Source organism: Lichenihabitans sp. Uapishka_5 (assembly GCF_033947565.1).
GTDB lineage: Bacteria > Pseudomonadota > Alphaproteobacteria > Rhizobiales > Beijerinckiaceae > Lichenihabitans.
Genome location: NZ_JARPVX010000011.1, coordinates 1 through 25,943, shown reverse-complemented (window position 1 = coordinate 25,943; position 25,943 = coordinate 1). Strand labels below are relative to the sequence as shown.

The following is a 25,943-nucleotide window of genomic DNA, read 5'->3' as shown; positions in this document are numbered from 1 at the left end:
ATCACCATTACCCGAGCCGCCGACGCTTTCGGCTGGCGCCTGCCGCCATCAGCCGCTGAAAGGCAACGCGCGTGATCGAGTGCGACGGCTACGCCGTTTCCATTCGTCCCGCCCGATCCAGGCCACGGCTGCGGCCAGCATGGCGGCGAGGCTGTACCAAGTCAGCGCATAAACGAGGTGGTTGTTGGGGAAGTGCACGACCGTCAGCCCGCCGACAGGCAGACGGCTCGGATCGGGCGGCCCATCGGCATCGATGAAATAGGGAGCCACGGGTCCAAGGTCATGCGCAGCCGCGATCGCCGCGACATCCCGGGAATACCAGCGGTTCGTAGCCGGATCATTGTTACGCAGGAAGCCGCCATGCGGCTCCGGCAGGCGTAGCAGACCCGTCACAGTCGTTTCACCCTCAACGGTGCTGTCGGGGCGGCTCGCGGGATCGGCGCGGTCGGATGGCACGAAGCCACGGTTGACCAGCACCGTCATGCCCGACGCCGCCCGCAACGGCACGATGACCCAGAACCCGGGACCATAATCGGTCACGGCTTGGGTCAACGTCTCGTCGGCGTTGAGGAAGGTGCCGGTCAGGGTGACGTGCCGGTATTCGTCGCCGGAGGCCGTAACGGCCTTCCATTGATCGGGCCCCGGCGCAGCCGCCGGCGCCGCATGGACGCGCGCCTCGACGCGAGCGATCAGATCGAGCTTCCAGACCCGGCGAACCATCTGCCAGGTGCCGAGCCCCAACAGGACCACGATGAGAGACAGAGCTACGGCACCGAGCCCGACCAGGGAACCGGTCGAGCGAGCCCGCTCGCCATCCCCGGCCGGTTCCCTGGGCATCAGGACATGTCGCGCATGTTCTGCATGGTCGGCATCATGTTGGTGTTGAGGTGGTACATGATCCACAGCGAGCCCGCGAGCGCGATCACCACCAGCACGACGGTGAAGATCAAGGCCAGCATGGTCCAGCCGCCTTCCGACTTCGTGTTCATGTGCAGGAAGTAGACCATGTGGACCACAATCTGCACGAGCGCGAAGCCCATGACCAATCCCGCCATGACGCGGGGATCGGTCAGAACGTGGTTCATCACCAGCCAGAACGGGACCGCGGTCAGGATGACCGACAGGATGAAGCCTGTCAGGTAGCCCTTGCGGCTTCCGTGACCGGCCTGGTCCCCGCTGTGGAGGACCTCGACGTGAACGCCGTCGCTCGTCATCGCAGCACCGGGATCAGATAAACGAAGGAAAAGACGCCGATCCACACGACATCGAGGAAATGCCAGAACATCGACAAACACATCAGGCGACGGCGGTTTTCAGGCACCAAGCCGCGCTGTCCCACCTGCACCATCAAGGTCACCAGCCAGATCAGGCCAAGGCTGACATGCAGACCGTGCGTCCCCACAAGGGTGAAGAACGAGGACAGGAAGGCCGACCGTTGCGGACCGGCGCCATCGTGGATGAATTCCAGGAACTCCCGGATTTCGAGAAACACAAAAGCCGCCCCGAACAGGCCCGTGACAAGCAGCCAAAGCTGGGTGCGTCCGACCTTGTCGTCCTCCATGGCCAACATGGCGAAGCCATAGGTTATGGACGACAACAACAGCATGGACGTGTTCAACGCCACGGTGGAGAGGTCGAAAAGGTCGTGAGGCGTTGGGCCGGCAGCGAACTGCCGGCCGTAGACCCCATAGCAGGCGAAGAGGACTGCAAAGATCAGGCAGTCGCTCATCAGGTAAAGCCAGAAGCCGAGCATGGTGCTGCCTTCGGCATGACCATGTTCGTCCGCTACATAGAAATGCAGCTCTTCCGGACTTGTCGCCGTCGCGGCGGCGGCGTTCGACGCTTCCATTTTGATCAGACCTGCCCTGCCAGGAGCTTCGTCCGGGCCGCTTCCGTGTGCACCACATCCTCGGCCGAGATGTAATAGTCACGGTTGTAATTGAACGTGTGCCCGATGGCGCACACCAGCAACGCCACCAAACCGAGTGCAGCCAGCCACCACACGTACCAGATCAAGGCGAGGCCGATGACGGTCGAGATGCCCGACAGGATCACGCCCGCGCCGGTGTTCTTCGGCATGTGGATCGGCTTGTAGCCCTCGAGCGGCCGCGTATAGCCCCGTGCCTTCATGTCGGTCCAGGTGTCGAGGTCGTGCACCATCGGCGTGAAGGCGAAGTTATAGGCCGGCGGCGGCGACGAGGTGGCCCATTCCAGGGTACGGCCGTTCCAAGGATCGCCCGTCAGATCGCGCAGCTTTTCGCGGTTCTTGATGGACACGAACAGCTGCATCAGGAACGACCCGATCCCACCGGCGATCAGCAAGGCACCGAAGGCCGCCACGATGAACCAGGGCTGCAACGACGGATCGTCGAAGTGGCTGAGGCGGCGGGTCACGCCCATCAGGCCAAGCACATACAGCGGCATGAAGGCGAAGTAGAAGCCGACCGTCCAGAGCCAGAACGACATCTTGCCCCAGAACTCGTCGAGCTTGAACCCGAAGGCCTTCGGGAACCAATAGTTGGTGCCGGCCATCACGCCGAAGAACGTGCCGCCGATGATGACGTTATGAAAGTGCGCCACCAGAAACAGCGAATTGTGCAGCATGAAGTCGGCCGGCGGCACCGCCAGCAGCACGCCCGTCATACCGCCGATGGTGAACGTCACCATGAAGGCGATGACCCACATCATCGGCAGCTCGAACCGGATGCGGCCGCGATACATGGTGAACAACCAGTTGAAGATCTTCGCCCCCGTCGGGATCGAGATGATCATCGTGGTGATGCCGAAGAACGAGTTGACGCTCGCGCCCGACCCCATGGTGAAGAAGTGATGCAGCCACACGAGGTAGGACAGGATGGTGATCACGACCGTGGCATAAACCATCGACGCGTAGCCGAAGAGCCGCTTGCCGCAGAACGTCGACGTGATTTCCGAGAACACGCCGAAGGCCGGCAGGATCAGGATGTAGACTTCCGGGTGGCCCCAGATCCAGATGAGGTTGAAGTACATCATCGGATTGCCGCCGAGATCGTTGGTGAAGAAGTTCGTTCCCACGTAACGATCGAGCGACAGCAGGGCCAGAACAGCAGTCAACACCGGGAAGGAGGCGACGATCAGCACGTTGGTGCAGAGCGACGTCCAGACGAAGACCGGCATCTTCATCATGGTCATGCCGGGCGCCCGCATCTTCACGATGGTGGCGATGAGGTTGATGCCGCTAAGCAGCGTGCCGATACCTGCGATCTGCAACGCCCAGATATAATAATCGACGCCGACGCCGGGGCTGTAGGCAGCCTCTGACAAGGGCGGGAAGGCCAGCCAGCCGGTCCGGGCGAATTCACCGACGAACAACGAGGCCATCGTGATGATGGCGCCACCGACCGTCATCCAGAACGAGAAGTTGTTCAGGAACGGGAAGGCCACGTCACGGGCGCCGATCTGCAACGGCACCACGAAGTTCATCAGGCCGGTCACAAAGGGCATCGCCATGAAGAAAATCATGATGACGCCGTGAGCTGTGAAGACCTGATCGTAATGGTGCGGCGGCAGAAAGCCCTGGTTTTCACCAAAGGACATGGATTGCTGGGTGCGCATCATCAGCGCGTCCGCAAAGCCGCGCAGCAGCATCACGATCGCCAGAACGATGTACATGACGCCGATCTTCTTGTGATCGACGCTGGTGAACCATTCGGTCCACAGATAACCCCAGACTTTGAAATAGGTGAGGATCGACAGGAGCGCGATCCCACCTACGGCAACGCCCGCAAAGGTCATCAACAGGATCGGTTCGTGATAGGGTATGGCCTCCAGCGTGAAGCGACCCAGGATGAGGTGCTGGAGATCGAGGTTCGAGAACATTGCGTCTTTGCCCGTTCGTGACCTTGTGACCGTGTGGTTCAGTTCTTGTCGAGTTGCGCCGGAGCGATCTTACCGTCCGTCATGCCCGGCATTCCTTGCATATTGTGCCCCTGGCCGTCGTCGCCCTGCGACTTTTGGCCGTTCACCTCGGGGGACAGCGGCCGCGGCTTCATGCCTTCCGGCTGCACGTTCGAATTCGGCGGCCGCCCCGACGCCGGGAAGGTGGCCCCAGGGGCCTCATGGCCCTCCTCCGTCATCGCGCCATCGTACTTCAGCCGATCGTAGTTGGCTTCGCTGTTCTTGCCGCCGCCGCCATTGGCATCGATCATCATCATCTCGCTCTGGCACATCTTACCCGGCTGGGCGCAAAGATTGAGGATGTCCTGATAAAGGCCCCTTTCGGCCCAGCCGTAATAATGGATGGGCTCCTGCTCGCTCGGCTTGGCGAGGTTCATGTAGGTGGCCCGGTCGAGACCGGTGCCTTCCTTGCGCACCTTCTCGACCCAGGCGTTGAAATCGCTCGGGGCGAGGCTGTGCATCTTGAAGTTCATGTGGGAGAAGCCGGCGCCGGTGTAATGCGCGGCCAGACCCTGGAAGGTGCCGGGCTTGTTCATCACGGCATGAAGCTGCGTTTCCATGCCGGCCATGGCGTAGATCTGCCCGGCCATCGCCGGCACGAAGAACGACGTCATCACGGTGGCGGATGTGATCTTGAAGGTGATGGGCTGGTCGACCGGAGCCACCAACTCGTTGACCGTGGCGATCCCCTGCTCGGGATAGAAGAACAGCCACTTCCAATCGAGCGCCACAGCCTCGACGACCAGCGGCTGCGTTTCGCGCGTGATCGGGTGCGAGGCATCGATGCGGCCAAGGGCGCGGAACGGATCGAGCACATGGGTGCTGATCCACGTCAGCGCGCCGAGTGCGATGATGATCAACAACGGCGCGGTCCAGATCAGCACCTCGAGCTGCGTCGAATGGTGCCAGTCGGGATCGTATTTGGCCGTCGTGTTGGCGGCGCGGTAGCGCCAGGCGAAGATCAGCGTCGCCAGGATCACCGGGACGATGATCAACAGCATCAGGCCCGTCGAAGCGTAGATCAGGTTACGCTGCTGCACCGCGACGTCGCCAGCCGGGCTGATGATGGCCCAATCGCAACCGCCCAGTAAGAGCAGCAGCGGCAGGACGGCAAAGGCGCGCAGAACTCTCACGACGAAACGAACCATCCGGTTTGGTGCGATGCACCATGCTCTACACAGTGGTGGAGGGCTTGGCCAGAAGACCTTTTGTCCCGCGCGGCCGAAGCCGTTTGACGCCTGCCCCCAAGCGGCCCTATGCGATAGGACAACACAGGAAGCAACCCTTTTAGGGTCCGCATGCGGAGCACCGGCATGGCCGCCCCAGGTCAACAAACCCCTACTTCGACGGCGTTGGAACGTGACGCCCGTCTGGTGAACGCCGATGGGCACCATGTCGCGCCAGGCGAAATCGCCATCGGGGTGATCATCGGGCGCACCTCGGAATCCTTCGACTTCTTTGTCTATGGCATCGCCTCGGTGCTGGTGTTCCCGCAGCTGATGTTCCCCTTCGCGGAGCGGCTCACCGGGGTGCTCTACAGCTTTGCCATCTTCGGGCTCGCCTTTCTGGCCCGGCCGATCGGCACGGTGTTGTTCATGGAGATTGACCGTCGGCATGGCCGCGGCGTCAAGCTGACCACGGCCTTGTTCCTGCTTGGCGGCTCGACTGCGGCGATGAGCTTCCTGCCCGGCTACGCGCAGATCGGTTCCGCCTCCATCGTGTTGTTGGCGATCTTCCGGATCCTGCAGGGTGTGGCTCTCGGCGGAGCCTGGGACGGCCTCGCGTCATTGCTTGCGCTGAATGCCCCGCAGGGCAAGCGGGGCTGGTATGCGATGATCCCGCAGCTTGGCGCTCCGATCGGTTTCGCGGTTGCGGCGGGCTTGTTCAGCTTCTTCGAGCTGAACCTCGGTCATGAGGATTTCCTGGGTTGGGGCTGGCGCTATCCCTTCTTCGTGGCCTTCACGATCAATGTCGTCGCCTTGTTCTCACGCCTCCGCCTCGTGGCCACGGAAGAATTCGAGGAGATGCTGGAGCATCGCGAGTTGTTGCCGATGCCTGTCGGGACCTTGCTGCGGGATTACGGCCGCAACATCGTGGTGGGCGCCTTCGTGCCGCTTGCCACTTATGCCTGCTTCCATCTCGTAACCATCTACCCGCTGTCCTACGTCGACCTCTACACCGATCGGTCGCCGGGGGAGTTCCTGCTGCGGCAGATCGGTGGCGCCGCCATCGGGTTTCTCGGCGTCTTGTTGTCCGGCATTCTCGCCGACACCTTCGGGCGGCGCACCACGCTCGGCACCGTGGCGGTGCTGCTTGCGATCTTCAGCCTGCTGACGCCCTGGATGTTGGGCGCCGGCACCCACGGGCAGACGTTGTTCACGGTTCTCGGCTGGGGCCTGCTCGGCGTGTCGCTCGGCCAGGCCGCTGGTGCGGTGGCGTCCAACTTCACCAACCAGAGCCGCTACACCGGATCGGCTCTGACGTCCGACCTCGCCTGGCTGGTGGGCGCCGGTTTCGCGCCGCTGATCACGCTCGGGTCCTACAACAGCTTCGGCCTGTGGGCCGTGGCCGCCTACCTGTTCTCAGGCTGCATCTGCACCCTGGTGGCACTTGGCATCAACAAGCGGCTGACGCTCCGCGACGCCTGACGGAAACGCTTCAGGCAAAATCATAGGGACCGCCGCGCTCGAGAGCGCGGCGGTAGGCGGGCCTCGCATGGATGCGTTCGAGGAAGCTTGCGATGCGGAATGGCGCGAACCAAGGCCGACGCGCTTCGCGGCGGCCTCAAGCGGAAAGCTCATCATCACGTCGGCGGTCGAGAACTCCGCCCCGGCGAACCAGCCGCTTTCGCGCAGGCTGTGCTCCCAATAATCGAAGTGCAGCGCCAGTTGCGGGCCGAGCAGCCGCTTGTTGACTCCGGCGGCCAACAAGGCCGCGGCAGGGCGAAGGGGCCAAGGCGCACGGCGCGGCAGCGCGTCGAACACCAGTCGCACCAGCAGCGGCGGCATGGCCGAGCCTTCCGTAAGCGTGAGCGGATGGCCGCGGCAGGCTACGCGGCTTGAGCATGAGGCGGTCGGCTGGCGGTCCAAGTCCAGGGGAGCAGCTCGTCGAGGCGACTCATGGGATGGTCGGCGATGCGGCCGATGACGTCGGTCAGCCAAGCCTGAGGGTCGACGCCGTTCAGGCGTGCCGTGCTGATCAGGGTGTAGAAGGTCGCGGCGCGGCGGCCGCCCGCATCGGAACCGGCGAACAGGTAGTTTTTTCGACCCAAGGTCAGAGGCCTGATGGCCCGTTCCGCGGCGTTGTTCGAGGGTTCGAGACTTCCGTCACCAACGAAGCGCGTCAGCGCCGGCCATCGTGACGTCGCATAGCGGATCGCCTTGGCGAAGGGGCTCTTGCCGCTGATCCTAGCCAGCGTCGCTTCCAGGTGAACCTTCAGCGCGTCCAGGATCGGGGTGGACCGCTCGACACGTGCGCGCTGCCGCTCGGCTGGCGGCCTACCACAGATGATGGTCTCGACCGCGAACAGATCGCCGATCAGCGCCAGGGCGCGCTCGGCGGCGGGAGACGCCGTCGTGACATGGACGTCGTAGATCTTGCGTCGTGCATGGCTCCAGCACGCCACCTCGATCAGCGGCGCCGGCGCACCGGTCAGAAGATCGGGTTCGTAGAGCTTGCCGAAGCCCGCGTAGCCGTCGGCATGCAGGTGGCCGCGGCAGCCCTTCAGCAGCGCATGCGCATGCTGGGCCGTCCGGTCCGGCGAGTAAAGGTAGACGGCCGCAGGCGGCGCCATCGAGCCGAAGCCCCGCTCGTCGCGTACCGCAACCCATAAGCGGCCGGTCTTCGTCTTGCCGCGCCCAGGATCGAGCACCGGAACCGTAGTGTCGTCCGCGTGGATGGCCGGGCCGGCGCGCACGTGGCGACCGATGCGTTCGGCCAGGGGCGCGAGCAGCGCCGCGACGTGGCCCATCCAGCCCGCCATCACCGAGCGGTCGATGGTGACGCCTTCGCGACCGTAGATCTCGGACTGGCGGTATAGGGGAAGGTGATCGCAGAACTTCGACACAACCACGTGCGCCAGGAGCCCCGGACCAGGCCGGCCCTTTTCGATCGGCAGGCTCGGCATCGGCGCCTGCACGATCGTTTCGCAGGCGCGGCAGGTCATCTTCGGGCGGAGGTGCAGGATGCGGCGGAAGCGGGCGGGCACATATTCCAGCACCTCGCGCTCGTCAGCGCCGATGCGGCCGAAGGTGGTGCCACCGCAGTTTGGGCAAACGCAAGGCGCCTCGTGCAGGATCGTCTCGATCGGCAGGTGGGCCGGCAAGGGCACGCGCGTGGACGGCTTGCGCTCGGCCGCGACAGGCACCGGCTCTGCCGATCGAGCGATCGTGGCCTGTGTCTCGGCCGCACTCTCCTCGATGTCGCCGATCAGCAGTTCAAGCTGCTCGACCTGAGCGTCGAGCTTCTCCGAGGAGCGGCCGAAGCGCGCCCGTCGCAACACGGCGAGCTGGTGCTTCAGCTTCTCGACCAGCAGGGTCTGGGCCTGGACGGTGGCTTCGAGCACCGCGAGATCGTGCTGCAACGCGCTCGCGAAGTGGCGGAGCGCGGCAGGGTCGTCGGGCGGAGCCTACAAGAGGCTCCGCGCGGCGAAGCCGTGTGGAGTTGTAGGCGGAGGGAGATCGGCGGCAGTGCGCGACATCGCCAGAGACTATCCTCACGGGCCTGAGCCGCAAGGAAAATGGCGCCGATCTCAGGCCCGCGTGGGGGCCGCGACCTCGGCGGGCGCCACCGTGCGGCGCCAATCGATGCCTTCCACCAACAGGGCGAGCTGTGCCGCCGAAAGGCGAAGGCCACCCTCCACGATCGGCGGCCACACGAAGCGTCCCTTCTCCAACCTTTTTGCGAACAGGCACAGGCCGGAGCCGTCCCACGCCAGGATCTTCAGGTAGTCACCGCGGCGGCTCCGGAAGATGAAGACGGCCCCGGAATACGGGTCGGCGCGCAGGACCTGCGTGACGTCAGCCGCCAAGCCGTCAAAGCCGCGGCGCATGTCGACCGGCTTGCAGGCGAGATAAACCTTGAGCCCCGGGGCGATCGTCAGCATCGAAGGCCGACCAGGGCCGACAGGATGCGCCGCAACGCCTCCGGATCGACGTCGCTGTCGAGCGACAACAAGACGCCGTTCGGGAGCGCGATCTCCATCGCACCCTGCCGGCGACCTTGACCAGGCCGTTGTGCCAGCGAGGCCGGGCGCCTGACCTTCTTGGCCGGCACCCGCAAGAGGGTCGGAGCCGGTGCAGCCCGGGCAATAACCTCGACCGGAATGAACATCGGCATCGGGCCAACTGTTGTGCCGTCCCTCGCAGCGCGGGGATCCTGACGCCGATCAGGCAAGCCCTGACGCAAGCGGCTGATCCACTTGAAGAGAAGATTGGCGTTGACGCCATGCTGCAAGGCGACAGCCGCAACCGACGCATTCGGCGCCATCGCTTCAGCGACAATCCGTTGTCGTTCCTCAGCAGGCCAAACGCGCCGCTTCCCGCCGCTCGTTTCCATCAGGTGTCCACCTCAGCATCAGGTGGACACCTATCCCAAGCCAAACCAAAAACCGGTAGGCGGCCGTCCAGCCACGCTTACAGCCTTCCGCATAGTGCAGCCAATACAACCAATCGAGGCGCTCGGGCGCCGTCGCGTCATTCCCCGGGGGTGCCAGGGAGCCGTGGCCGTAGCGCGTGCTGAGATAGGTGAGGATCAGGCCGGTCTCGGCCAGGGTCCTGTCATCATCCACCAGCACCGGACTTTTGCCGAGGGAATGGATGCGCCGCAGCGCCGCCGGCGCCATCATGTCGGCGCCCCGCTCCCAGCGCTGCACCGCGTAGGGAACGCCGAGTTCCTCCAGCATCCACAGCACGCGCTGCGAGCGTGAATTGGCGAGGTGATGCACTGTCAGCACGGCGACACCTTGTTGGCCCGACGAACCAGGCCGTCGCTAGAACGGATAACGGTCGAGCCGGATGATCTGGCACGCGTCGCCGGCCCGGGCCGCGGTGGCATGGGGCGGCCGCACCACGAGGCAGCCGGACCCGGCTAAGACCCGCAACATGGACGAATCCTGCGTGCGACCGGCGGTGACGCGGGGCAGCCCCCCGTCGCTGGCAGGCACCAGCGTGCCGCGCATATAATCCTGACGCACGTCGTTCGGCGGCAGGTCGGCCGCCAGGATGGCGGGCTCGCAGGGGTCGGCGCCGGCCCGTGGATCGCCGCAAAGCGCCCGGATCAGCGGACGCAGGAACAAGACCCCGTTGACGATCGAGGATACGGGGTTGCCGGGCAGCCCCAGCACCCGCATGGCGCCGATGCACCCATGCATCATCGGCTTGCCCGGCCGCATGGCGATCTTCCAAAAGGCGAGCTCCATGCCGGCCGCCACAAGGGCCGGCTGCACGAGGTCGTGGTCGCCCACCGAAGCACCGCCGAGCGTCACCAGCACGTCGGCTCCAGCCTCCTCGGCCCGGCGGATCGCCACCACGATCGCGTCGATGCGATCGGGCACGAGGCCGAGGTCGAGCCAGCGGCCGCCCGCCGCCGCCACATGGGCCATGATGGCGAAGCTGTTCGAGGCGACGATCTGGTCTGGCCCCGGCACTGCGCCGGGCTGCACCAGTTCGTCGCCGGTCGCCAGGATGGCCACGAGCGGCCGGCGCACCACGGGCAGCACCGGATGGTTCATGGCGGCCGCCAGCGCCAGTTCGGCGGGGTTCAGGCGGGTACCGGCCGGCAGCCCCACTTCGCCTTCGCGAAAATCGAGCCCGGCCCGGCGGATGTGACGCCCCGCCGCCGGCGGCTCCACGACCGTGAGGCCCGCATCATCGTAGCGGGCGTTCTCCTGGATCAGGATCGCATCGGCGTCGGGCGGCACCGGGGCGCCGGTGAAAATCCGCACCGCGGTGCCGGCCGGCAGATTGCCGTGATAGCCCGCGCCGGCGGCACTGCGCCCGGCGATCGGCAGTCGGGTGCCGGGCTGCGCCGCATCGGCGGCCCGCAACGCGAAGCCGTCCATGGCCGACACGTCGAAGGGCGGTTGCGTGCGACGGGCCACCACGTCGTGCGCGAGCGTGCGGCCGAACCCTTCCGCCAAGGGCACGTTCTCGGCCGCGAGCGCCTGCGGTGCGGTCGCCAGGATGCGTTCCAGCGCCTCCCTCACCGACACCATCGGGTCAGCGCTCAAGCGGCCGCTCCGGCCTTGAAATCGCCCGAAGCGCCGCCGCACTTGCGCACCAGCCGGATCGCCTCGATCCGCATGGTGCGATCGACGGCCTTGACCATGTCGTAGACCGTCAGCGCCGCGACGCTGACGGCCGTCAAGGCCTCCATCTCGACCCCTGTCGGCCCGGTGGTGCGGACGGTGGCGCGCAGGCGGAGGCCCGGCAACTCACCTTCGGGTTCCAGCGTGACGGTGATGCCCGACAAAGCCAACGGGTGGCACAGCGGGATCAGCTCATGGGTGCGCTTCGCCGCCATGATGCCGGCGATCCGGGCGGTGCCGAGCACGTCGCCTTTCTTGGCATTGCCGTCGACGACGATCTTCAGCGTTTCGGGCTGCATGATCACCAGGCCCTCGGCCACCGCCTCCCGCAGCGTGGCGTCCTTGCCGGACACGTCCACCATGCGGGCTTCGCCGCCGGGGCCGAGATGGGTCAGGCCGCTCATGCGGCCACCTCGACGGCCACGGGCGCCAACAGGCGGCGGGTGGCGGCCGCCACATCGTCCTGGCGCATCAGGCTTTCGCCCACCAGCACCGCGCGGATGCCGGCGCGTGCAAGCCGGGCGCAGTCGTCGGCGGTGGCGATGCCGCTTTCGCCGACCAGCAGGTGGCCTTGCGGCACCCGGGCCGCGAGGCGCTCGGACACCTCGAGCGACACCGCGAAGCTGCGCAGGTCGCGGTTGTTGATGCCGATCATCCGGGTGTCGAGCGCGAGGGCCCGGTCGAGTTCCGCCTCGTCGTGCACCTCGGCCAGAACATCCATGCCCAAGGCCCGCGCGGCATTGGTCAGGGCATGCGCCTCGGCGTCGCCGAGGGCTGCCAGGATCACCAGGATGCAGTCGGCCCCCCAGCTCCGGGCTTCCCACACCTGATAGGGGTCGAACATGAAGTCTTTGCGCAATGCCGGCAGCGCCGCGGCCTCGCGCGCCGCACCGAGAAACGCCGGATCGCCCCCGAACGACGGCGCATCGGTCAACACCGACAAGCAGGCGGCCCCACCGGCCTCGTAGGCGCGGGCCAGCGCCGGGGGGTCGAAGTCGGCGCGGATCAGCCCCTTCGACGGGCTGGCCTTCTTGATCTCGGCGATCAGCGCGGTTTGCCCCTGCGCCAGCTTGGCCTCGAGCGCCAAAGCGAAACCACGCGGCGGGGCCATGTCGGCCACGCGCCGCTCAAGCTCGAGCTGGGGCACGGCGGCCTTGGCGGCGGCGATCTCCCGCCGCTTGTAGGCTTCGATCTCGCGCAAGATGTCGGCCATGTCAGGGCTCCCGGTCGGTGGGGTTGGAAAGAACGACGAGGCGGTCGAGCGTCGCTTGGGCGCGGCCGTCGTCGAGGGCCCGCTCGGCCAGCGCAGCGCCGTCCCGCAAGTCGCCGGCAAACTCGGCGATCACCAGCGCCGCCGCGGCGTTGAGAACCGCGATGTCGCGATAAGGGTTGCGGGCGCCGGCCAGCACCGCCCGCAGGGCTGCCGCATTGGCGGCCGGGTCGCTGCCGCGCAGCGCTGCCGGCTCGGCACGACGCAGCCCCGCCTCTTCGGGGGTGACGGTGAAGCGGCGGAGAACGCCATCTTCCAATGCCACGACATGGCTCGGACCCGTTATGGTGAGCTCGTCGAGGCCATCGGCACCATGCATCACCCAAACGCGCTCGCTGCCGAGGTTGCGCAGCACGGCGGCCAGCGGCTCGAGCCATTGCGGCGCGAAGACGCCAAGCAGCTGGCGCCTGACGCCGGCCGGATTGCAGAGCGGCCCCAGCATGTTGAAGATCGTGCGGGTGCCGAGTTCCGAACGGGCGCCGCCGACGTGGCGCATCGCGGGATGGTGGGCCTGGGCCGTCATGAAGCCGATGCGCGCCTCGGCGAGGCAATGCGACACCGCGGCCGGCGTCAAGCCGATGCCGACCCCGAGCGCGCCCAGCACATCGCTCGACCCCGATTGCGACGAAGCGGCGCGATTGCCGTGCTTGGCGACCGTCACGCCGCAGGCCGCCACGATCAGGGCCGCGAGCGTCGAAACATTGACCGTGCCCTGCCCATCACCGCCGGTGCCGACGATGTCGATGGCATCGGCCGGCGCCACGACCTGGGCCATGCGCTTGCGCATGGACGCGACGGCGCCGGTGATTTCGTCGACGGTCTCGCCGCGCACCCGGAGCCCCATCAGAAAGGCGCCGATCTGCGCTTGGGTGACATCGCCCGAAAGGATGGTGTCGAAAGCGGCTTCCGCCGCGTCTCGCGACAACGCCTCACCGGCCGCGATGCGGCCGAGCACGGGCTTCAGGCCCAAGATGGGCGTCGGTGAGGTCATCGGCTCAGGCCGCAGCCTTGCGGGTGTTCCAGGTTTCCGCGAGGGCGAGGAAGTTCTTGAGGATCAGGTGGCCATGCTCGGACGCGATGCTTTCGGGATGGAACTGCACGCCGTGCACCGGATGGCTGCGGTGCGACAAGCCCATGATGGTGCCGTCGTCGGTTTCTGCCGTCACGCTCAGCACATCCGGCAGGCTGTCGCGCGCCACCACCAGGGAATGGTAGCGGGTCGCCGCGAACGGGCCTTCGATGCCGCGAAACACCGCCTCGCCCCGGTGATGCACGATGGAGCTCTTGCCGTGCATGGGCGTGGCGGCACGCGTCACCTGGCCGCCGTAGCTGTCGCCGATGGCCTGATGGCCGAGGCAGACGCCGAGGATCGGCGTGGTGGCGCCCGCGGCCTTGATGAGGTCGAGGCAGATGCCGGCCTCGCGCGGCGTGCAGGGCCCGGGCGACAGCACGATGGCATCGGGATGAGTCGCCACCACGTCGGCGGCCGTGACGGCATCGTTGCGCAGCACCGTCACGGCCGCCCCGAGTTGCCCCAGGTAATGCACGAGGTTCCAGGTGAAGCTGTCGTAATTGTCGATGAGGGTGACGCTGGTCACGATTGTGGACCTTCTCGTATGGTCTTCGGTTGTGGCGATGCGGGGGATGGAGGTCAAGTCCGGGGCCCCTGGGGATCGGGCCAATCGCCGCGGGCGAGGTGGACCCTGCGCGCGCCTCGCACCGCAGTCGTCATTGCGAGCGGAACGAAGCCTGCGAGAAGCTTGGCGCCAGGCTGGATCGCCGTTGCGACGGCACCCCTGGGTGATCCCGCAGCCGGGTCGCGGCGCGTGCTTGCCGCGCTTCTCGCAAAGGCGCCGCCCTTGGTCTTGCGAAGGGGCCCGGAATGGGGCCTTCTGCCGCCATGATGGACGCCCCGGAACAGGCAGCACCAGACCCGGACGGCGAAACCCCGCACGCTTTTTTGCGTCGGGTGACGCGCCCCTGGCACGACGGCGTCGAAGCCGCCTTCGAGCGGTTCGATCTGCGCGACAGGCAGGGCTTATCAGGCTTCCTGCTGGCCCAGGCGCGGGCGGTGTTCCCCTTGGAACAGGCGCTCGATGCGGCGGGCGCAACGGCGCTTCTGCCCGATTGGCCCGCGCGCCGTCGCGCCGCCGCGCTTCGGGCCGACCTCGCCGCGCTCGGACTGCCGGCGCCGATCGCCCCTTCGGGTCCGTTCTTGCCGTCGCGGGACCATGCGCTCGGGGCACTCTACGTGCTCGAAGGATCGAGGCTCGGCGGGCGGGTCCTGCATCGCCGGGTGATGAACAGTTCCGATGTCACCGTGCGGTCGGCGACGGGCTTCCTGGCCCATCAGGTCGAGCGCGGCTGGCCGACCTTCCTGGCCGTGTTGGATGGTGTTCCTTCGACCCCCGCGGCCAAGCGAGGGCTGCAGGCCGGCGCCGATCTCGCCTTCAATCTGTTCCGGCTTGCGGCCGACGGTGCCGAGGCCCCAGGACTGCCGGAAGCGTCGACACGTTCCGGCCTTTATCGTCATGCCCATGCGTGACGAACGGGATGGATCGGGGCGCCACGCATCCCGGATCACGGCAGGAGCCTTCTTGTTTTGTCATCGCTAGCCGCGTCCCCCGCCGTCGATCTGGACATCTGCGCCAAGGAGCCGATTCGCATCCCGGGCTCGGTGCAGGCGCACGGCTGCCTGATCGCTTGCGACATGACGTCGTGGAAGATCACGCATGTGTCGCGCAATCTCGGGCCGATGTTCGGCATCACCGATGTGGAGGCGCTGCTCGACAAGCCCGCCGATGCGCTTCTGACGCCGCAAGCCCTGCACGACATCCGCAACGTGCTGCAGGCGTCCTCCGTGTCGGGACAGGCCGAGCTGCTGCCGCACGTCGCCTTGTCCGACACGCTGACGGCCGACGTCATGGCCCATGTCAGCGGTTCGGCCGCCATCATCGAATTCCTGCCCGGCACGGGCGCGCAAGTCTCGAGCTCCTCGCCGATGACGCTTGTGCGCAGCATGATCACGCGGGTGAAGCGAGCCCCCACCTTCGAGCGGTCGCTCACCTTGGCGGCCAACCAGGTGCGGGCCGTCACCGGCTTCGACCGGGTGATGATCTACCGGTTCCTTCAGGACGAGTCGGGCGAGGTGGTGGCCGAATCGCTCCGCTCCGGCCTGACCCCGTTCCTCAACCTGCGCTACCCGGCGTCCGACATCCCGGCCCAGGCGCGGCAGCTCTACCTGACGCAATGGCTGCGCCTGATCCCCGACGTCTTCTACGAGCCTTCGCCGCTGCTGGCCGCGCCGAATCTCGAGGCGCCGCTCGACCTCGGCCTCGCGACCCTGCGCAGCGTGTCGCCGATCCATATCGAATATCTGAAGAACATGGGATCGAGCGCCACCCTGACGATCTCGCTCATCGTGGGCGACAAGCTGTGGGGGCTGATCGCCTGCCACCACATCGCGCCGCGGCTCCTGTCCTCCGGCATCGCCTCGGCCTGCGAATTGTTCGGCCAGGTCTTGTCGTTGCACATCGACGCGCAGGAACGCGCCCGGGAATTGTCGCATGTGTCGCGGTCGCGCGACGCGCATGAGCGGCTGATCAACAGCATGCCGCCCGAGACCACGCTGTTCGACGACGTGGCGCGTTACGAGCCCTTGTTGAAGGAGCTGATCCCCTGCGACGGCATCGGGATCTGGTACGAAGGCGTGTTCTCGGGCGTCGGCTCGCTGCCGCCGGCCGAACTGATGCCCGACCTGGTTGCCGCGCTCGACCAACAGCCGGCCCGGCAATCCTTCGCGGTGCAACGGCTCGACACGCTGGCCCCGAGCGCTGCCGCTTATCGCAGCTTGGCCAGCGGCGTGCTGGCGATCCCGTTCGCCCGCACGCCGCGCGACTATCTGTTGTTCTTCCGCAAGGAACTGCCCCAGGTGGTGCAATGGGGCGGCAACCCCAACAAAGCCGTCGAGGTGACGGGGCACGGCACCCGCATCGGGCCTCGCAAAAGCTTCGCTGCCTGGCGCGAGGAGGTGACCGGCCAGTCGGCGCCCTGGCTGCCGGCCGAGATCCACATCGCGGAAGGCCTGCGGGTGTCGCTGCTCGACGTGATCCTGCGGCGTAGCGACATCACCGAACGACAACAGCGCAATGCCCAGGAAGGCCATGCGCTGCTGATCGCGGAGCTCAACCACCGGGTCAAGAACATCCTCGCCTTGATCCGCTCGCTGGTGCGGCAAAGCCAGCATGGCGCCGCCTCGATCGGGGCCTTCACGTCCGACCTCGAGCAACGCATCCGGGCCTTGAGCTTCGCGCACGACCAGATGACCCAGAGCGGCTGGACGGCGGCGCCCTTGAGGCGACTGCTCGAAGCCGAGGCCAAGGCCTGGGCGCGCGGCGCCATCGAGGGCATCAGTTTTGCCGGCCCACCGGTGATGCTCGACCCCCGCGCCTATCAGGCCCTGGCACTCGTGTTCCACGAAATGATGACCAACGCGGCCAAATATGGCTCGCTCAGCCAACCCGGCGGCCACCTCGACGTGGACTGGACCACGTCGGAAGAAGGCGCGCTGACGATCCGCTGGATCGAGAAGAACGGCCCGGTGGTGCGGAAGCCGGAGCGGCGCGGCTTCGGCTCGGTCATCATGGAACAGACCGTGCCGTTCGAGCTCCGGGGCGAGGCCCGGCTCGATTACCTGCCGGATGGTCTGTCGGCCCGCTTCATGATTCCGGCCCTGCACGTCACGCTCGGCAGCGACGAAGACGAGCCGAGCCTCGCGCGGCTCGGCGACTCCCTCACCTTGACGGGCAAGCGCCTGCTGCTCGTGGAGGATTCGATGATGGTGGCGCTCGACGCCCAGGTGGAACTGCAGGGTTCCGGCCTGACCGTCGATGTGGCCGGGACCGTGTCGGATGCCTTGCGGACCATCGCGGTGGGCCGTTTCGATGCCGTGCTGCTCGACATCAACCTGGCGGGCGAGACCAGTTTCGGGGTGGCGGACGTGTGTGTCAGTCAGGACGTGCCGATCGTCTTCGCGACCGGCTATGGCGAAAGCGTCAAGGTGCCGGAACGCTTCCTCGGCATCCCCATCGTGTCGAAGCCCTATGACGGCGACACGCTGCGGGCCGCGCTCGAACTGGCGACGGCCGCCGAATAAGGCTCAGAACCGACGCCACACCGCGGTGGTGACGCCACGATCCTGCAGCGACTGGCGCCCCAGCACCGTGGTGAACAGGCCGAGTTGCACCGACCACCACGGGTCGAGGTCGTAGACGCCCGACGCGACCACATGGGTGTAGCGCTGGCGCGGGAACCAGGCCGTGCCGCGCGAAAGGCCGGTGGTGTTGAAGGCCTGCAGCATCAGGGTCAGGTCCGCCCAGGGCCGCACCCCGAAGGTCGCATCCGCATGGGCCTCGTCGGGTGCGCCCGCGTCGCGGAACCGGTAGGCGCCCTGCAGGTCAAGGAAGGCTGGCCAGGAGCCGAGCGCGAACGCATAGCCGAAGAGCCCGCGCAGGTCGGCGTCATGCGACGTCTGGTTCAACAGCGCCGGGTTGCGGCGATCGGTCGAACCGGGAAGCCGGAACGTACCCTGAACCGCCAGGACAGCCGGCCCGAAGGTGGCGACCCGCACCTGTGCGCCCGCTTCCGAGGTGCCGAGGCCGGCGTAGCGGCCACCCGGGCTGCCGCCGAGCGACACCGCGGTCAGATCGGGCCGGATCACGGCCATCAGCCAATCGGTGACGCCATATTCGACATAGGCCGAAACGTCGCCCCGCTTGAAGGCGTTGGCGGGCGCCATGTGGCCGAGGCCATCGAAGTAGCGGCTGCCGCCCTCGAACGTTGCGTCAAAGATCGCGAGCCCCTGCCCGGCCGGGATGTTGAAGGCGCCACTCCACGCGCATTCGGCGAGCCGCAAGAATATCAACAAGGCGATCAGCGCCCTGGCCCAGCCCCGCGACTTGGCAGCATTCAGCGTCAGCGCCACCGTCATGACATCGCAGTGCCTTCGAAACAGCAAGGGGCATGCGAAATCTAAATCACATCTTGCACATCACGCAACATGCTTGCCATCGACTATCGATAGTGAGGCGTATTCTTTTTAGATACTCCGTGCTGCCGTAGAGTATTCATTGAAGGCCGCGTTTGCCGACCGCATCGGGTCGATCTGCGCCTCCCGGCGCATCATGGCCGGTCCGCGGCTTTTTTTGGACGGCAGGCGCCGCCGTTAACCATTCGCCAGGGCGGCGGCCCCGTGTCGGAACGAATGTGTTAACCTTCCGTTCATGCTTACGGCGGGCAACAGCGCCCATGCCGCTGCAAGGCGAGGATCGGACACGTGGCGCACTGGCTCGCTTCCCTGCTGACCACAGCCGCGGCGGCTTCACGCTTCGGTAGTCTTCGTAAAGACGGGCCCGTAAAAAACGATCGTTTTACTTTCGTGGCCCGCAAACCCATCCTGTCACGATCCGGCCATCAGGAGTGAGGCCGAGATGAGCGGATCCCATTGGCAGGGTTGGACGGCGGCGCTGGTGGCGCTGGTCTTGTCGTGCGGCCTCGCCGCCGCCCAGGCCGGCACGCCCTTCATGCAGACGACGGGGATCACCAGCGTGCCCTACGGCTGGGTGGATTTCTGCAATCGCTATGCCGGGGAATGCGATGGGCCGACCTTGGTGCCTGTCACCATCCCGCCGACCGCCGCGACCTTGCGCGACCTCGACCAGGTGAACCGCAGCGTCAACAGCAGCGTCACGTCGGTGACCGACATGGAGCATTGGGGCGTCGTCGATCGCTGGGATTATCCGCTCGACGGCAAGGGCGATTGCGAAGACTACGTGCTGATGAAGCGCAAGGTGCTGATGGATCGCGGCCTGCCCCGTCAGGCGCTGCTGGTCACCGTGGTCAAGGACCATGCCGGCGAAGGCCATGCGGTGTTGACCGTGAAGACCGGCAAGGGCGACCTCGTGCTCGACAACATGACCGACAAGGTAATGCGCTGGGACGAAACGGGCTATCGCTTCATCAAGCGGCAGTCCGGCGAGGACCAGAACCGTTGGGTGTCGATCGGCACCCCGGAACCCGGGCCGCTGTTTACCGCGAAGTAAGGGTTGGCGGCGCACCCCAGGGGTGCCCGATGGATTGCCGATGCCCTTGCGCCGCCCCTCTTTGATCCATTGCTTCGCCTGGGCGACGTTGACCTGTCTGGGCGTCGCTTCGGCCTGGGCCGAGGATGCCGCACCCGACGCCACGAAGGTGGCGGCAGCCGTGCAGGTCATGGCCGATCTGACCCTGATCGACAGCGCTTGCCACGGCGAGGCCGTCAATTTCGGCATCGCGCTTGGTTTCCTGGCTCGCCAGGGTGTGTCCACCACGTCGGTCCTGCCGGGCGGTTCTGAGCGGGCCGCCTTCGAGCATGACGTGCAGACCCGCCGCGCCAGCTTCGACCACGACGCGCTCTGCGGCGAGATCGCCGACAATTATGCCGAGGCGCTGCCCGGCAGCGTCACGTTGCCGACCGGCACCATCCGGGGCCGATGATCCGTCACGACGCGCCGTAGCGGAACACCTGCGCCGGCATGGCCGCGTGGCCCGAGCCGAATTCCGCCACCGGCGCCGCATGGATGGTCACCAGGCGATGGAGCGGCAGGGCCGCCCGCCCAGGGTCGCCGACCAGCACCAGACATCCCGCCGCAGTGCAGCGATCCAGGAAGGCCGCCACCCTGGTCGCCAGCCCGGCCTCGTAGAACAGGTCGCCCACCAGGATCACGTCCACCATGGGCGGTGCGGCGTCGAGGATGTCGGCGCAAAGCGGCACCACCGAAACCCCGTTCAGCGCGGCATTCAGCGCGATGGCCTCGGTCGCGTAGGGGTCGACCTCGACGGCCTGCACCGCCTCCGCCCCGGCCCGTGCGGCGGCGATGGCCACGAGGCCGGAACCGGCGCCGAGATCGAGCACGCTGCGACCCGCCACGAGCGGGGGGTGATCGAGCAGGTAGCGCGCCAGCACGAGGCCGCCGCTCCACACGTGGGCCCAATAGGGCGCCGCCGCAGCAGGGTCGCGGGCCAGCAGTCGCCCGAGCCCACTGCGCGGCTCGGCGAGATGCAGGCGGAGTTCCGGCACCGAGGGCACATCCGTGATCGGCAGGCGGCGTTGGATCAGCGCCGCGAGGCGGCTCGGCCCAGGCTCGGCCGCCGCGAGATGAAAGACGCGGCGCGACCCCCGCATGGCTCAATAGTCGCTCGGCAGGGCGTCCAGAAACGCATGCGCCTCCGCCTGCAGGGCGGCACGGCGCTCGGGGCCGAACCGCTCCAGGGTGCGGTATTGGTTGCCGAGCCGGTGGTTGCCCTGCAGCGACGGGGCATTGTCGATCAGGAAGGCCCAGTAAAGGTAGTTGAACGGGCAGGCTCCCACCCCGCTCTTCAGCTTCACGTCATAGCGACAGGCATCGCAATAATCCGACATGCGGTCGATGTAATTGCCGCCCGCCACATAGGGCTTCGAGCTCATCAGGCCGCCATCGGCGAACATCACCATACCGTGCACGTTGGGCAGTTCCACCCAATCATAGGCATCGGCATAAACCGCGAGGTACCATTCCTCGATCTCGGCCGGCCGGACGCCCGCCAGCAACGCGAAATTGCCCGTCACCATCAGCCGCTGGATGTGGTGCGCATAGGCCTGCCGGCGGGTGTCGCCGATCGCTTGGCGTAAGCAGTTCATGTCGGTGTCGCCCGTCCAGTAGAAGGCCGGCAGCGGGCGGCTGGCTCCGAGCGCATTGGTTTTCTCGTAACCCGGCATCTTCAGCCAATAAACGCCCCGGATGAACTCGCGCCAGCCGAGGACCTGCCGCAAGAATCCTTCGACGGCGTTGAGCGGCGCCGCATCGGCCGCATAGGCCGCGACGGCGGCCTGGCACACCTCTTCGGCGGTCAGCAGCCCGGCATTGAGGTAGGGCGAGATCACGCCGTGGTAGAGAAACCCCTCGCCGGTCTTCATGGCATCCTGGTAGTCGCCAAAGGACGGCAGGAAGTTGGTGACGAAATCCGCCAGCGCTTGCAGCGCCTCGGCCCGGGTCACGGCCCAGCCAAACGGCTCGAGATCGCCAAAATTGTTGCCGAACCGCCGACGCACCAGCTCGATCACGTCGCGCGTCAGCGCGTCGGGCACGAAGCGGCGCCGCTCGGGCACCGTGTGGCGGGCCGGCAGCGGCTTGCGGTTCTCGGCATCGAAGTTCCAGCGGCCGCCGGCCGGCTTGCCGTCCTCCATCAGCAGGCCGGTCTTCTCCCGCATGGCGCGGTAGAACCATTCGAGCCGCAGGGACGCACGGTCAGCCGCCCAGGCCGCGAACTGGGGCCTCGAACACAGGAAGCGGTCGTCGGTGCGGATCTCCACCGGCACGCCCGCCGCCTCGGCCCAGGTGCCCATCATGGCCTCGACCCGCCACTCACCCGGCTCGGTCGCGACGACCGCATCGGCGGCGTGGCGCCTGACGGCACGCAGGAGCTCGCCCGTCAGCGAACCCGTGTTGCCATCGGCGTGAAGTTCCACGTAGTCGACCGTGATGCCGCGCCCGCGCAGGTCATCGGCGAAGTGGCGCATGGCCGAGAACAGGAAGGCGATCTTCTGCGGGTGATGCGGCACATAGGACGCTTCTTCCGCCACCTCGGCCATCAACACCACATCGTCGGGGCCGATGTCCCGCAACGCCGAAATGGTGTGGGTCAGCTGATCGCCGAGGATGAAACGCAACACACGCATGATCGAGCCCGGTCCGACGCCGCCGGCCGCCATCATAGCGGCTCAGACGGGATCGGGAATGCGGTGCGTTGGCGTCGCGGCGTGCTTGGCAGCGGCCCTGTCAGTGGGCCGAGCCGGTGCGCGGCTTATGGGGTTTGCGCGGTTTGCGGGGCTCGACGCCCGCCTTGGCGTCGCGTCGGGCCGGGCCGGGCGCTTCGGCGACCCGGTCGATCGCCACGGCGCCGGCCCCGTTCGTGCGCCGCACGGCTTCGGCGAAATGAGCGGCTTTGTCGGGATGGATCTCGACCTTGGTTTCGCGGTCGAAGATCCGGATGGCGCCGATGTCCTGCCGGGTGATGTCGCCGCGGCGGCACAGCATGGGCAACAAGCGGCGCGGATCGGCATTGTTGGCGCGACCCGTATCGAGACGGAACCAGACGCCACTACCACCGTCGCCGCCCTCGCGCGGGCCGGACGCGCCGCGCTCGCCCCGCTCCGGCCGATCGGGCCGGGGCGACCGCGTGTCCGAGCGATAGCCTGGGTCGCTGACATCCTCGACGACGGGCAGGTTCGACCGGTACAGCTTGAGCAGCGCCGCCGCGAGGTCGGCAGCCGAACGCTCACGCGTCAGCTCGGCCACGAGCTCGGCATCTTCTTCGGCCGCGGCCTCGGTCAGCAACGGATCGGCGAGCAGGCGCTGTTGATCGAGAACGCGGATCTCCTCGACGGTGGGCGGGCCCGACCAGGTCGTCTGCACGCCGGCCGCCGCCAGCAGGCCCTCCGCCTTGCGCAGCCGCTGCCGCGGCACCAGCAGCACGCTGGTGCCCTTGCGGCCGGCGCGGCCGGTGCGGCCGCTGCGATGCTGCAGGGCTTCGGCGTCGTTCGGCAATTCGGCGTGGATCACCAGCCCGAGGTTCGGCAGGTCGATGCCGCGCGCCGCCACGTCGGTGGCGATGCAGACGCGGGCGCGCTTGTCCCGCAGCGCCTGCAAGGCATGGTTGCGCTCGCTTTGGCTGAGTTCGCCCGACAACGCCACGGCCGAGAAGCCACGCTCCAACAGGCCGGCATGCAGGTGGCGCACGGATTCACGCGTGTTGCAGAACACGATGGCACTCGGTGTATCCATGTAGCGCAGCAGGTTCACCACCGCGTGCTCGATCTCGTGGCCCTGCACCCGCACGGCCCGGTATTCGATGTCGGCGTGGCCTCCGACCGCCCCCGCCACCGCGATCCGCTGGGCATTGCGCTGGTAGCGGCTGGCCAGATGGGCGATGCCCTTCGGCAGAGTGGCGGAGAACAACAGGGTGCGGCGATCGGACGGGGTCGCGTCGAGCAGCACTTCGAGGTCCTCGCGGAACCCCATGTCGAGCATCTCGTCGGCCTCGTCGAGCACCACGGCCTTCAGGTTGTCGAGCTTCAGGCGTCCGCGCTCGAGATGGTCGCGCAGCCGACCCGGCGTGCCGACCACGATATGGGCTCCGGTATCGAGCGCCCGCGCCTCGCGCCGCGGATCCATGCCGCCGACGCAGGACGTCACCACGGCGCCCGTCTTGGCGTAAAGCCATTCGAGCTCGCGCTGCACCTGCAGGGCCAGTTCGCGGGTCGGGGCGACGATCAGGGCGAGCGGCTCGGCCGCGGCCTCGAAACGCTCGCGCGTGCCGAGCAGGCCGTCATGGATCGCAAGCCCGAAGGCGATCGTCTTGCCGGACCCCGTTTGGGCGGATACCAGCAGGTCGCGCCCCGCCAGCGCGGGGTCGAGAACGGCGCTCTGCACGCCGGTCGGCTCGGCGTAGCCGCGCTCGGCAAGGGCGTCCGCGAGCGGCGCGCTGAGGGTCGGAAAAGGCAAGGTGAAACAGTCTCGGATCTTGAGCGCACGGGGTGCGGCGCGGGGCGGCGTCTCGGCACGCCTGTGAATGAGGCTTTACATCTAGCGCCCGCGACGCGGCGACGCCAGCCCAACGACAGCAAGCTTGATCGCAGCTGCACTTCCCATCACGATGGTCGACCCTAGAACAACGCTGCCGGAGCCTCCGGCGCGCATGCGACCGGCACGGGTCCGGCGGTCGTCACCACGCGTCCCATCCAAGAGGAAGCCATGTCCGAACATTCCTACCGCCTCGTCGAAGTCGTCGGCTCGTCGCCGGATGGGGTCGATCAGGCCATCAAGAACGCGGTCGAGGACGCGGCCAAGACCTTGCGCAACATCCATTGGTTCCAGGTCGTCGAGACCCGTGGCCATGTCGAGAACGGCAAGGTGGCGCATTTCCAGGTGACGGTGAAGATCGGCTTCACGCTCGACGACCGTTGATCGGCGGCGCGGACCTGTCCGCGCCCAAAGCACCTTGGGGACCAGCATGACGCAATTTTGGAAACACGCCCGCGGCCTGACGCTGGCCGCGACGCTTGGCCTGAGCGTGGCCGGCTGCGGCTACAACAACATTCCGACCAAGGAAGAATCGGCCAAGGCTGCCTGGGCCGAGGTGCAGAACCAGTATCAGCGCCGCGCCGACCTGATCCCCAACCTGGTCAACACCGTGCAGGGCTATGCCAAGCAGGAAAAGGACGTGCTGGTGGCCGTGACCGAGGCCCGGGCCAAGGCCACGTCGGTGAAGATCGACGCCTCGAACCTCGACGACCCCGAAAAGCTGAAGCAGTTCACGGATGCCCAGAACCAGTTGTCCGGCGCCCTCGGGCGCTTGTTGTCGGTCAGCGAGAACTACCCCGACCTCAAGTCGAACCAGAACTTCCTCGCCTTGCAGTCGCAGCTCGAGGGCACCGAGAACCGCATCGCGGTGGCCCGGCGCGACTACATCGGCCAGGTGCAGGACTACAATCTGGCGCTGCGCACCTTCCCGAACGTGATCTGGCAAACGATCGTGTTCCACAACAAGCCGATGGCGACCTTCACGGCCACCACGGAAGGCGCCGACAAGGCACCGGAGGTGAAGTTCTGACCGGACGGATCGACCGATGACGTCCCGCCCCGCCCTTCAGGCCTCGACACGCCGCCTGCCCGGCTGGGCAGCCGCCACCCTTGGCTTGTTGTTTCTGCTGCTGGGCGCCGGCGCGGTGGCGGCCGATCCTGCCTATCCGGCCTTGACGGGCCGGGTGGTGGACGGGGCGGACGTGATCGACCCCGCGGCCCGGCAGCGGCTCGACGACAAGCTGAAAGGCCTCGAGGACAAGTCGGGCATCCAACTCGTCGTCGCCACCCTGCCAAGCCTCGACGGCGTCGAGATCGAACCTTACGCCAATGGCTTGTTCCGCGCCTGGAAGCTCGGCGAGGCCAAGAACAACAACGGCGTGCTGCTGCTCGTCGCACCGAAGGAACGTCGGGTGCGGATCGAGGTCGGCTACGGGCTCGAGGGCACGCTGACCGATGCCTTGTCGAAGGTCATCATCACCAGTGCCATGGTGCCGCGTTTCAAGACCGGCGATTTTTCCGGCGGCATCGAACGGGGCACCGATGACGTCATCACGGTGCTGAGCACCGATTCAAGCGATTGGCAGAAGCGGCCCACCCTGCGGGAAGACCAGACCACGACCGAGAGCCCGCTGGCCCAGGTGCTGCCGCTGGTGTTCTTCGGGCTGGTGATCTTCCTGATCTGGCGCGCGTCGCGCAACCGCGGCGGACGTGGCGGCGGGGGACCCTGGATCATCCCGCCGATGGGCGGCGGCTGGGGCCAAGGGGGTGGATT

The 25,943-nt window shown here is 67.0% G+C and carries 26 protein-coding genes and 1 pseudogene; 8 read left to right on the top strand and 19 right to left on the bottom strand.

All coding sequences use genetic code 11. The features are described from left to right. Positions 1-48: 48 nt before the first annotated feature. The 5 genes from P7D22_RS06845 to cyoA are packed head-to-tail and all read right to left on the bottom strand — an operon-like array spanning position 49 to position 5,084. The gene (locus tag P7D22_RS06845; protein WP_319933474.1) at positions 49-837 is read right to left on the bottom strand and encodes an SURF1 family protein; all 789 of its coding nucleotides are present in this window, start codon (positions 835-837) and stop codon (positions 49-51) included. Then, positions 837-1,214, bottom strand: coding sequence for a cytochrome o ubiquinol oxidase subunit IV (gene cyoD / locus P7D22_RS06840; protein ID WP_319933473.1), 378 nt, complete (start codon positions 1,212-1,214; stop codon positions 837-839). The genes P7D22_RS06845 and cyoD overlap by 1 nt, the downstream gene beginning before the upstream one ends. Then, positions 1,211-1,849: a cytochrome o ubiquinol oxidase subunit III gene (cyoC, locus tag P7D22_RS06835; RefSeq protein WP_319933472.1), complete on the bottom strand. Its 639-nt coding sequence runs from the start codon at positions 1,847-1,849 to the stop codon at positions 1,211-1,213. The genes cyoD and cyoC overlap by 4 nt, the downstream gene beginning before the upstream one ends. 5 nt (positions 1,850-1,854) lie before the next feature. Beyond that, on the bottom strand, positions 1,855-3,858 hold the full coding sequence (cyoB, locus tag P7D22_RS06830) for a cytochrome o ubiquinol oxidase subunit I (protein ID WP_319933471.1): 2,004 nt from the start codon (positions 3,856-3,858) through the stop codon (positions 1,855-1,857). 38 nt (positions 3,859-3,896) lie between these two features. Then, on the bottom strand, positions 3,897-5,084 hold the full coding sequence (gene cyoA / locus P7D22_RS06825) for a ubiquinol oxidase subunit II (protein ID WP_319933470.1): 1,188 nt from the start codon (positions 5,082-5,084) through the stop codon (positions 3,897-3,899). A 165-nt stretch (positions 5,085-5,249) separates the two neighbouring features. Here cyoA and P7D22_RS06820 point away from each other — a divergent pair, with 165 nt between their 5' ends. After that, positions 5,250-6,584 carry an MFS transporter gene (locus P7D22_RS06820; RefSeq protein ID WP_319933469.1) on the top strand — a complete coding sequence of 445 codons (1,335 nt, stop codon included), beginning with the start codon at positions 5,250-5,252 and terminating at the stop codon, positions 6,582-6,584. Here the strand turns inward: P7D22_RS06820 and P7D22_RS06815 are convergent. The 10 genes and pseudogenes from P7D22_RS06815 to P7D22_RS06775 all read right to left on the bottom strand — a co-directional run bounded on the left by P7D22_RS06815 (position 6,519) and on the right by P7D22_RS06775 (position 14,110). Then, a complete protein-coding gene (locus P7D22_RS06815) occupies positions 6,519-6,944 on the bottom strand; it encodes a hypothetical protein (RefSeq protein ID WP_319933468.1) in 426 nt (141 codons plus the stop codon). The genes P7D22_RS06820 and P7D22_RS06815 overlap by 66 nt on opposite strands. Positions 6,945-6,985: 41 nt before the next feature. Continuing rightward, positions 6,986-8,518 carry an IS66 family transposase gene (gene tnpC / locus P7D22_RS06810; protein ID WP_319933467.1) on the bottom strand — a complete coding sequence of 511 codons (1,533 nt, stop codon included), beginning with the start codon at positions 8,516-8,518 and terminating at the stop codon, positions 6,986-6,988. A 168-nt stretch (positions 8,519-8,686) separates the two neighbouring features. Continuing rightward, positions 8,687-9,040 carry an IS66 family insertion sequence element accessory protein TnpB gene (tnpB, locus tag P7D22_RS06805; RefSeq protein ID WP_319933466.1) on the bottom strand — a complete coding sequence of 118 codons (354 nt, stop codon included), beginning with the start codon at positions 9,038-9,040 and terminating at the stop codon, positions 8,687-8,689. Further along, complete coding sequence (gene tnpA / locus P7D22_RS23425) at positions 9,034-9,423, bottom strand: IS66-like element accessory protein TnpA (protein ID WP_442916039.1); 390 nt, start codon at positions 9,421-9,423, stop codon at positions 9,034-9,036. Before tnpA ends, tnpB begins: the two co-directional genes overlap by 7 nt. A 151-nt stretch (positions 9,424-9,574) precedes the next feature. After that, a pseudogene (locus P7D22_RS06800) lies at positions 9,575-9,889 on the bottom strand (glutathione S-transferase); the annotation flags it as partial. Between the two features lie 36 nt (positions 9,890-9,925). Then, complete coding sequence (locus P7D22_RS06795) at positions 9,926-11,149, bottom strand: molybdopterin molybdotransferase MoeA (protein ID WP_319933544.1); 1,224 nt, start codon at positions 11,147-11,149, stop codon at positions 9,926-9,928. Positions 11,150-11,160: 11 nt separating this feature from the next. Continuing rightward, positions 11,161-11,646, bottom strand: a complete 486-nt coding sequence (moaC, locus tag P7D22_RS06790) for a cyclic pyranopterin monophosphate synthase MoaC (protein WP_319933465.1) — start codon at positions 11,644-11,646, stop codon at positions 11,161-11,163. After that, a complete protein-coding gene (trpC, locus tag P7D22_RS06785) occupies positions 11,643-12,455 on the bottom strand; it encodes an indole-3-glycerol phosphate synthase TrpC (RefSeq protein WP_319933464.1) in 813 nt (270 codons plus the stop codon). Before trpC ends, moaC begins: the two co-directional genes overlap by 4 nt. A 1-nt stretch (position 12,456) precedes the next feature. Further along, positions 12,457-13,485: an anthranilate phosphoribosyltransferase gene (gene trpD, locus P7D22_RS06780; RefSeq protein ID WP_319933543.1), complete on the bottom strand. Its 1,029-nt coding sequence runs from the start codon at positions 13,483-13,485 to the stop codon at positions 12,457-12,459. 22 nt (positions 13,486-13,507) lie between these two features. Beyond that, entirely contained in the window at positions 13,508-14,110 is a 603-nt protein-coding gene (locus tag P7D22_RS06775; protein WP_319933463.1) for an anthranilate synthase component II, read from the bottom strand. A gap of 284 nt (positions 14,111-14,394) precedes the next feature. On the opposite strand from P7D22_RS06775, the gene P7D22_RS06770 reads away from it, so the two are divergent. Together P7D22_RS06770 and P7D22_RS06765 are read left to right on the top strand one after the other, a co-directional pair. Then, complete coding sequence (locus tag P7D22_RS06770) at positions 14,395-15,057, top strand: biliverdin-producing heme oxygenase (protein ID WP_319933462.1); 663 nt, start codon at positions 14,395-14,397, stop codon at positions 15,055-15,057. A gap of 57 nt (positions 15,058-15,114) precedes the next feature. Beyond that, positions 15,115-17,667, top strand: a complete 2,553-nt coding sequence (locus tag P7D22_RS06765; RefSeq protein ID WP_319933461.1) for an HWE histidine kinase domain-containing protein — start codon at positions 15,115-15,117, stop codon at positions 17,665-17,667. Positions 17,668-17,670: 3 nt separating this feature from the next. Here the strand turns inward: P7D22_RS06765 and P7D22_RS06760 are convergent, their stop codons facing one another. Further along, entirely contained in the window at positions 17,671-18,501 is an 831-nt protein-coding gene (locus P7D22_RS06760) for a hypothetical protein (protein ID WP_319933460.1), read from the bottom strand. A gap of 499 nt (positions 18,502-19,000) precedes the next feature. Between P7D22_RS06760 and P7D22_RS06755 the strand changes: the two genes are divergently transcribed. Together P7D22_RS06755 and P7D22_RS06750 are read left to right on the top strand one after the other, a co-directional pair. Further along, on the top strand, positions 19,001-19,612 hold the full coding sequence (locus P7D22_RS06755) for a transglutaminase-like cysteine peptidase (protein WP_319933459.1): 612 nt from the start codon (positions 19,001-19,003) through the stop codon (positions 19,610-19,612). Positions 19,613-19,652: 40 nt separating this feature from the next. Next, the gene (locus tag P7D22_RS06750) at positions 19,653-20,045 is read left to right on the top strand and encodes a hypothetical protein (protein ID WP_319933458.1); all 393 of its coding nucleotides are present in this window, start codon (positions 19,653-19,655) and stop codon (positions 20,043-20,045) included. 4 nt (positions 20,046-20,049) lie between these two features. Here P7D22_RS06750 and P7D22_RS06745 read toward each other — a convergent pair whose 3' ends face one another. From P7D22_RS06745 to P7D22_RS06735, 3 genes are all read right to left on the bottom strand, one after another. Further along, positions 20,050-20,733, bottom strand: coding sequence for a class I SAM-dependent methyltransferase (locus P7D22_RS06745; RefSeq protein ID WP_319933457.1), 684 nt, complete (start codon positions 20,731-20,733; stop codon positions 20,050-20,052). A gap of 3 nt (positions 20,734-20,736) precedes the next feature. After that, positions 20,737-22,266 (bottom strand): cryptochrome/photolyase family protein, encoded by a 1,530-nt coding sequence (locus P7D22_RS06740; RefSeq protein WP_319933456.1) that lies wholly within the window; start codon positions 22,264-22,266, stop codon positions 20,737-20,739. A 100-nt stretch (positions 22,267-22,366) separates the two neighbouring features. Further along, the gene (locus P7D22_RS06735; RefSeq protein ID WP_319933455.1) at positions 22,367-24,091 is read right to left on the bottom strand and encodes a DEAD/DEAH box helicase; all 1,725 of its coding nucleotides are present in this window, start codon (positions 24,089-24,091) and stop codon (positions 22,367-22,369) included. 249 nt (positions 24,092-24,340) lie between these two features. On the opposite strand from P7D22_RS06735, the gene P7D22_RS06730 reads away from it, so the two are divergent. The 3 genes from P7D22_RS06730 to P7D22_RS06720 form a co-directional block, all read left to right on the top strand. Then, positions 24,341-24,553: a dodecin gene (locus P7D22_RS06730; RefSeq protein WP_319933454.1), complete on the top strand. Its 213-nt coding sequence runs from the start codon at positions 24,341-24,343 to the stop codon at positions 24,551-24,553. Positions 24,554-24,599: 46 nt separating this feature from the next. Next, entirely contained in the window at positions 24,600-25,199 is a 600-nt protein-coding gene (locus P7D22_RS06725) for a LemA family protein (protein ID WP_319933453.1), read from the top strand. Positions 25,200-25,215: 16 nt separating this feature from the next. Continuing rightward, positions 25,216-25,943 (top strand): TPM domain-containing protein (locus P7D22_RS06720; RefSeq protein WP_319933452.1); only part of this gene is annotated, 728 nt, incomplete at its 3' end.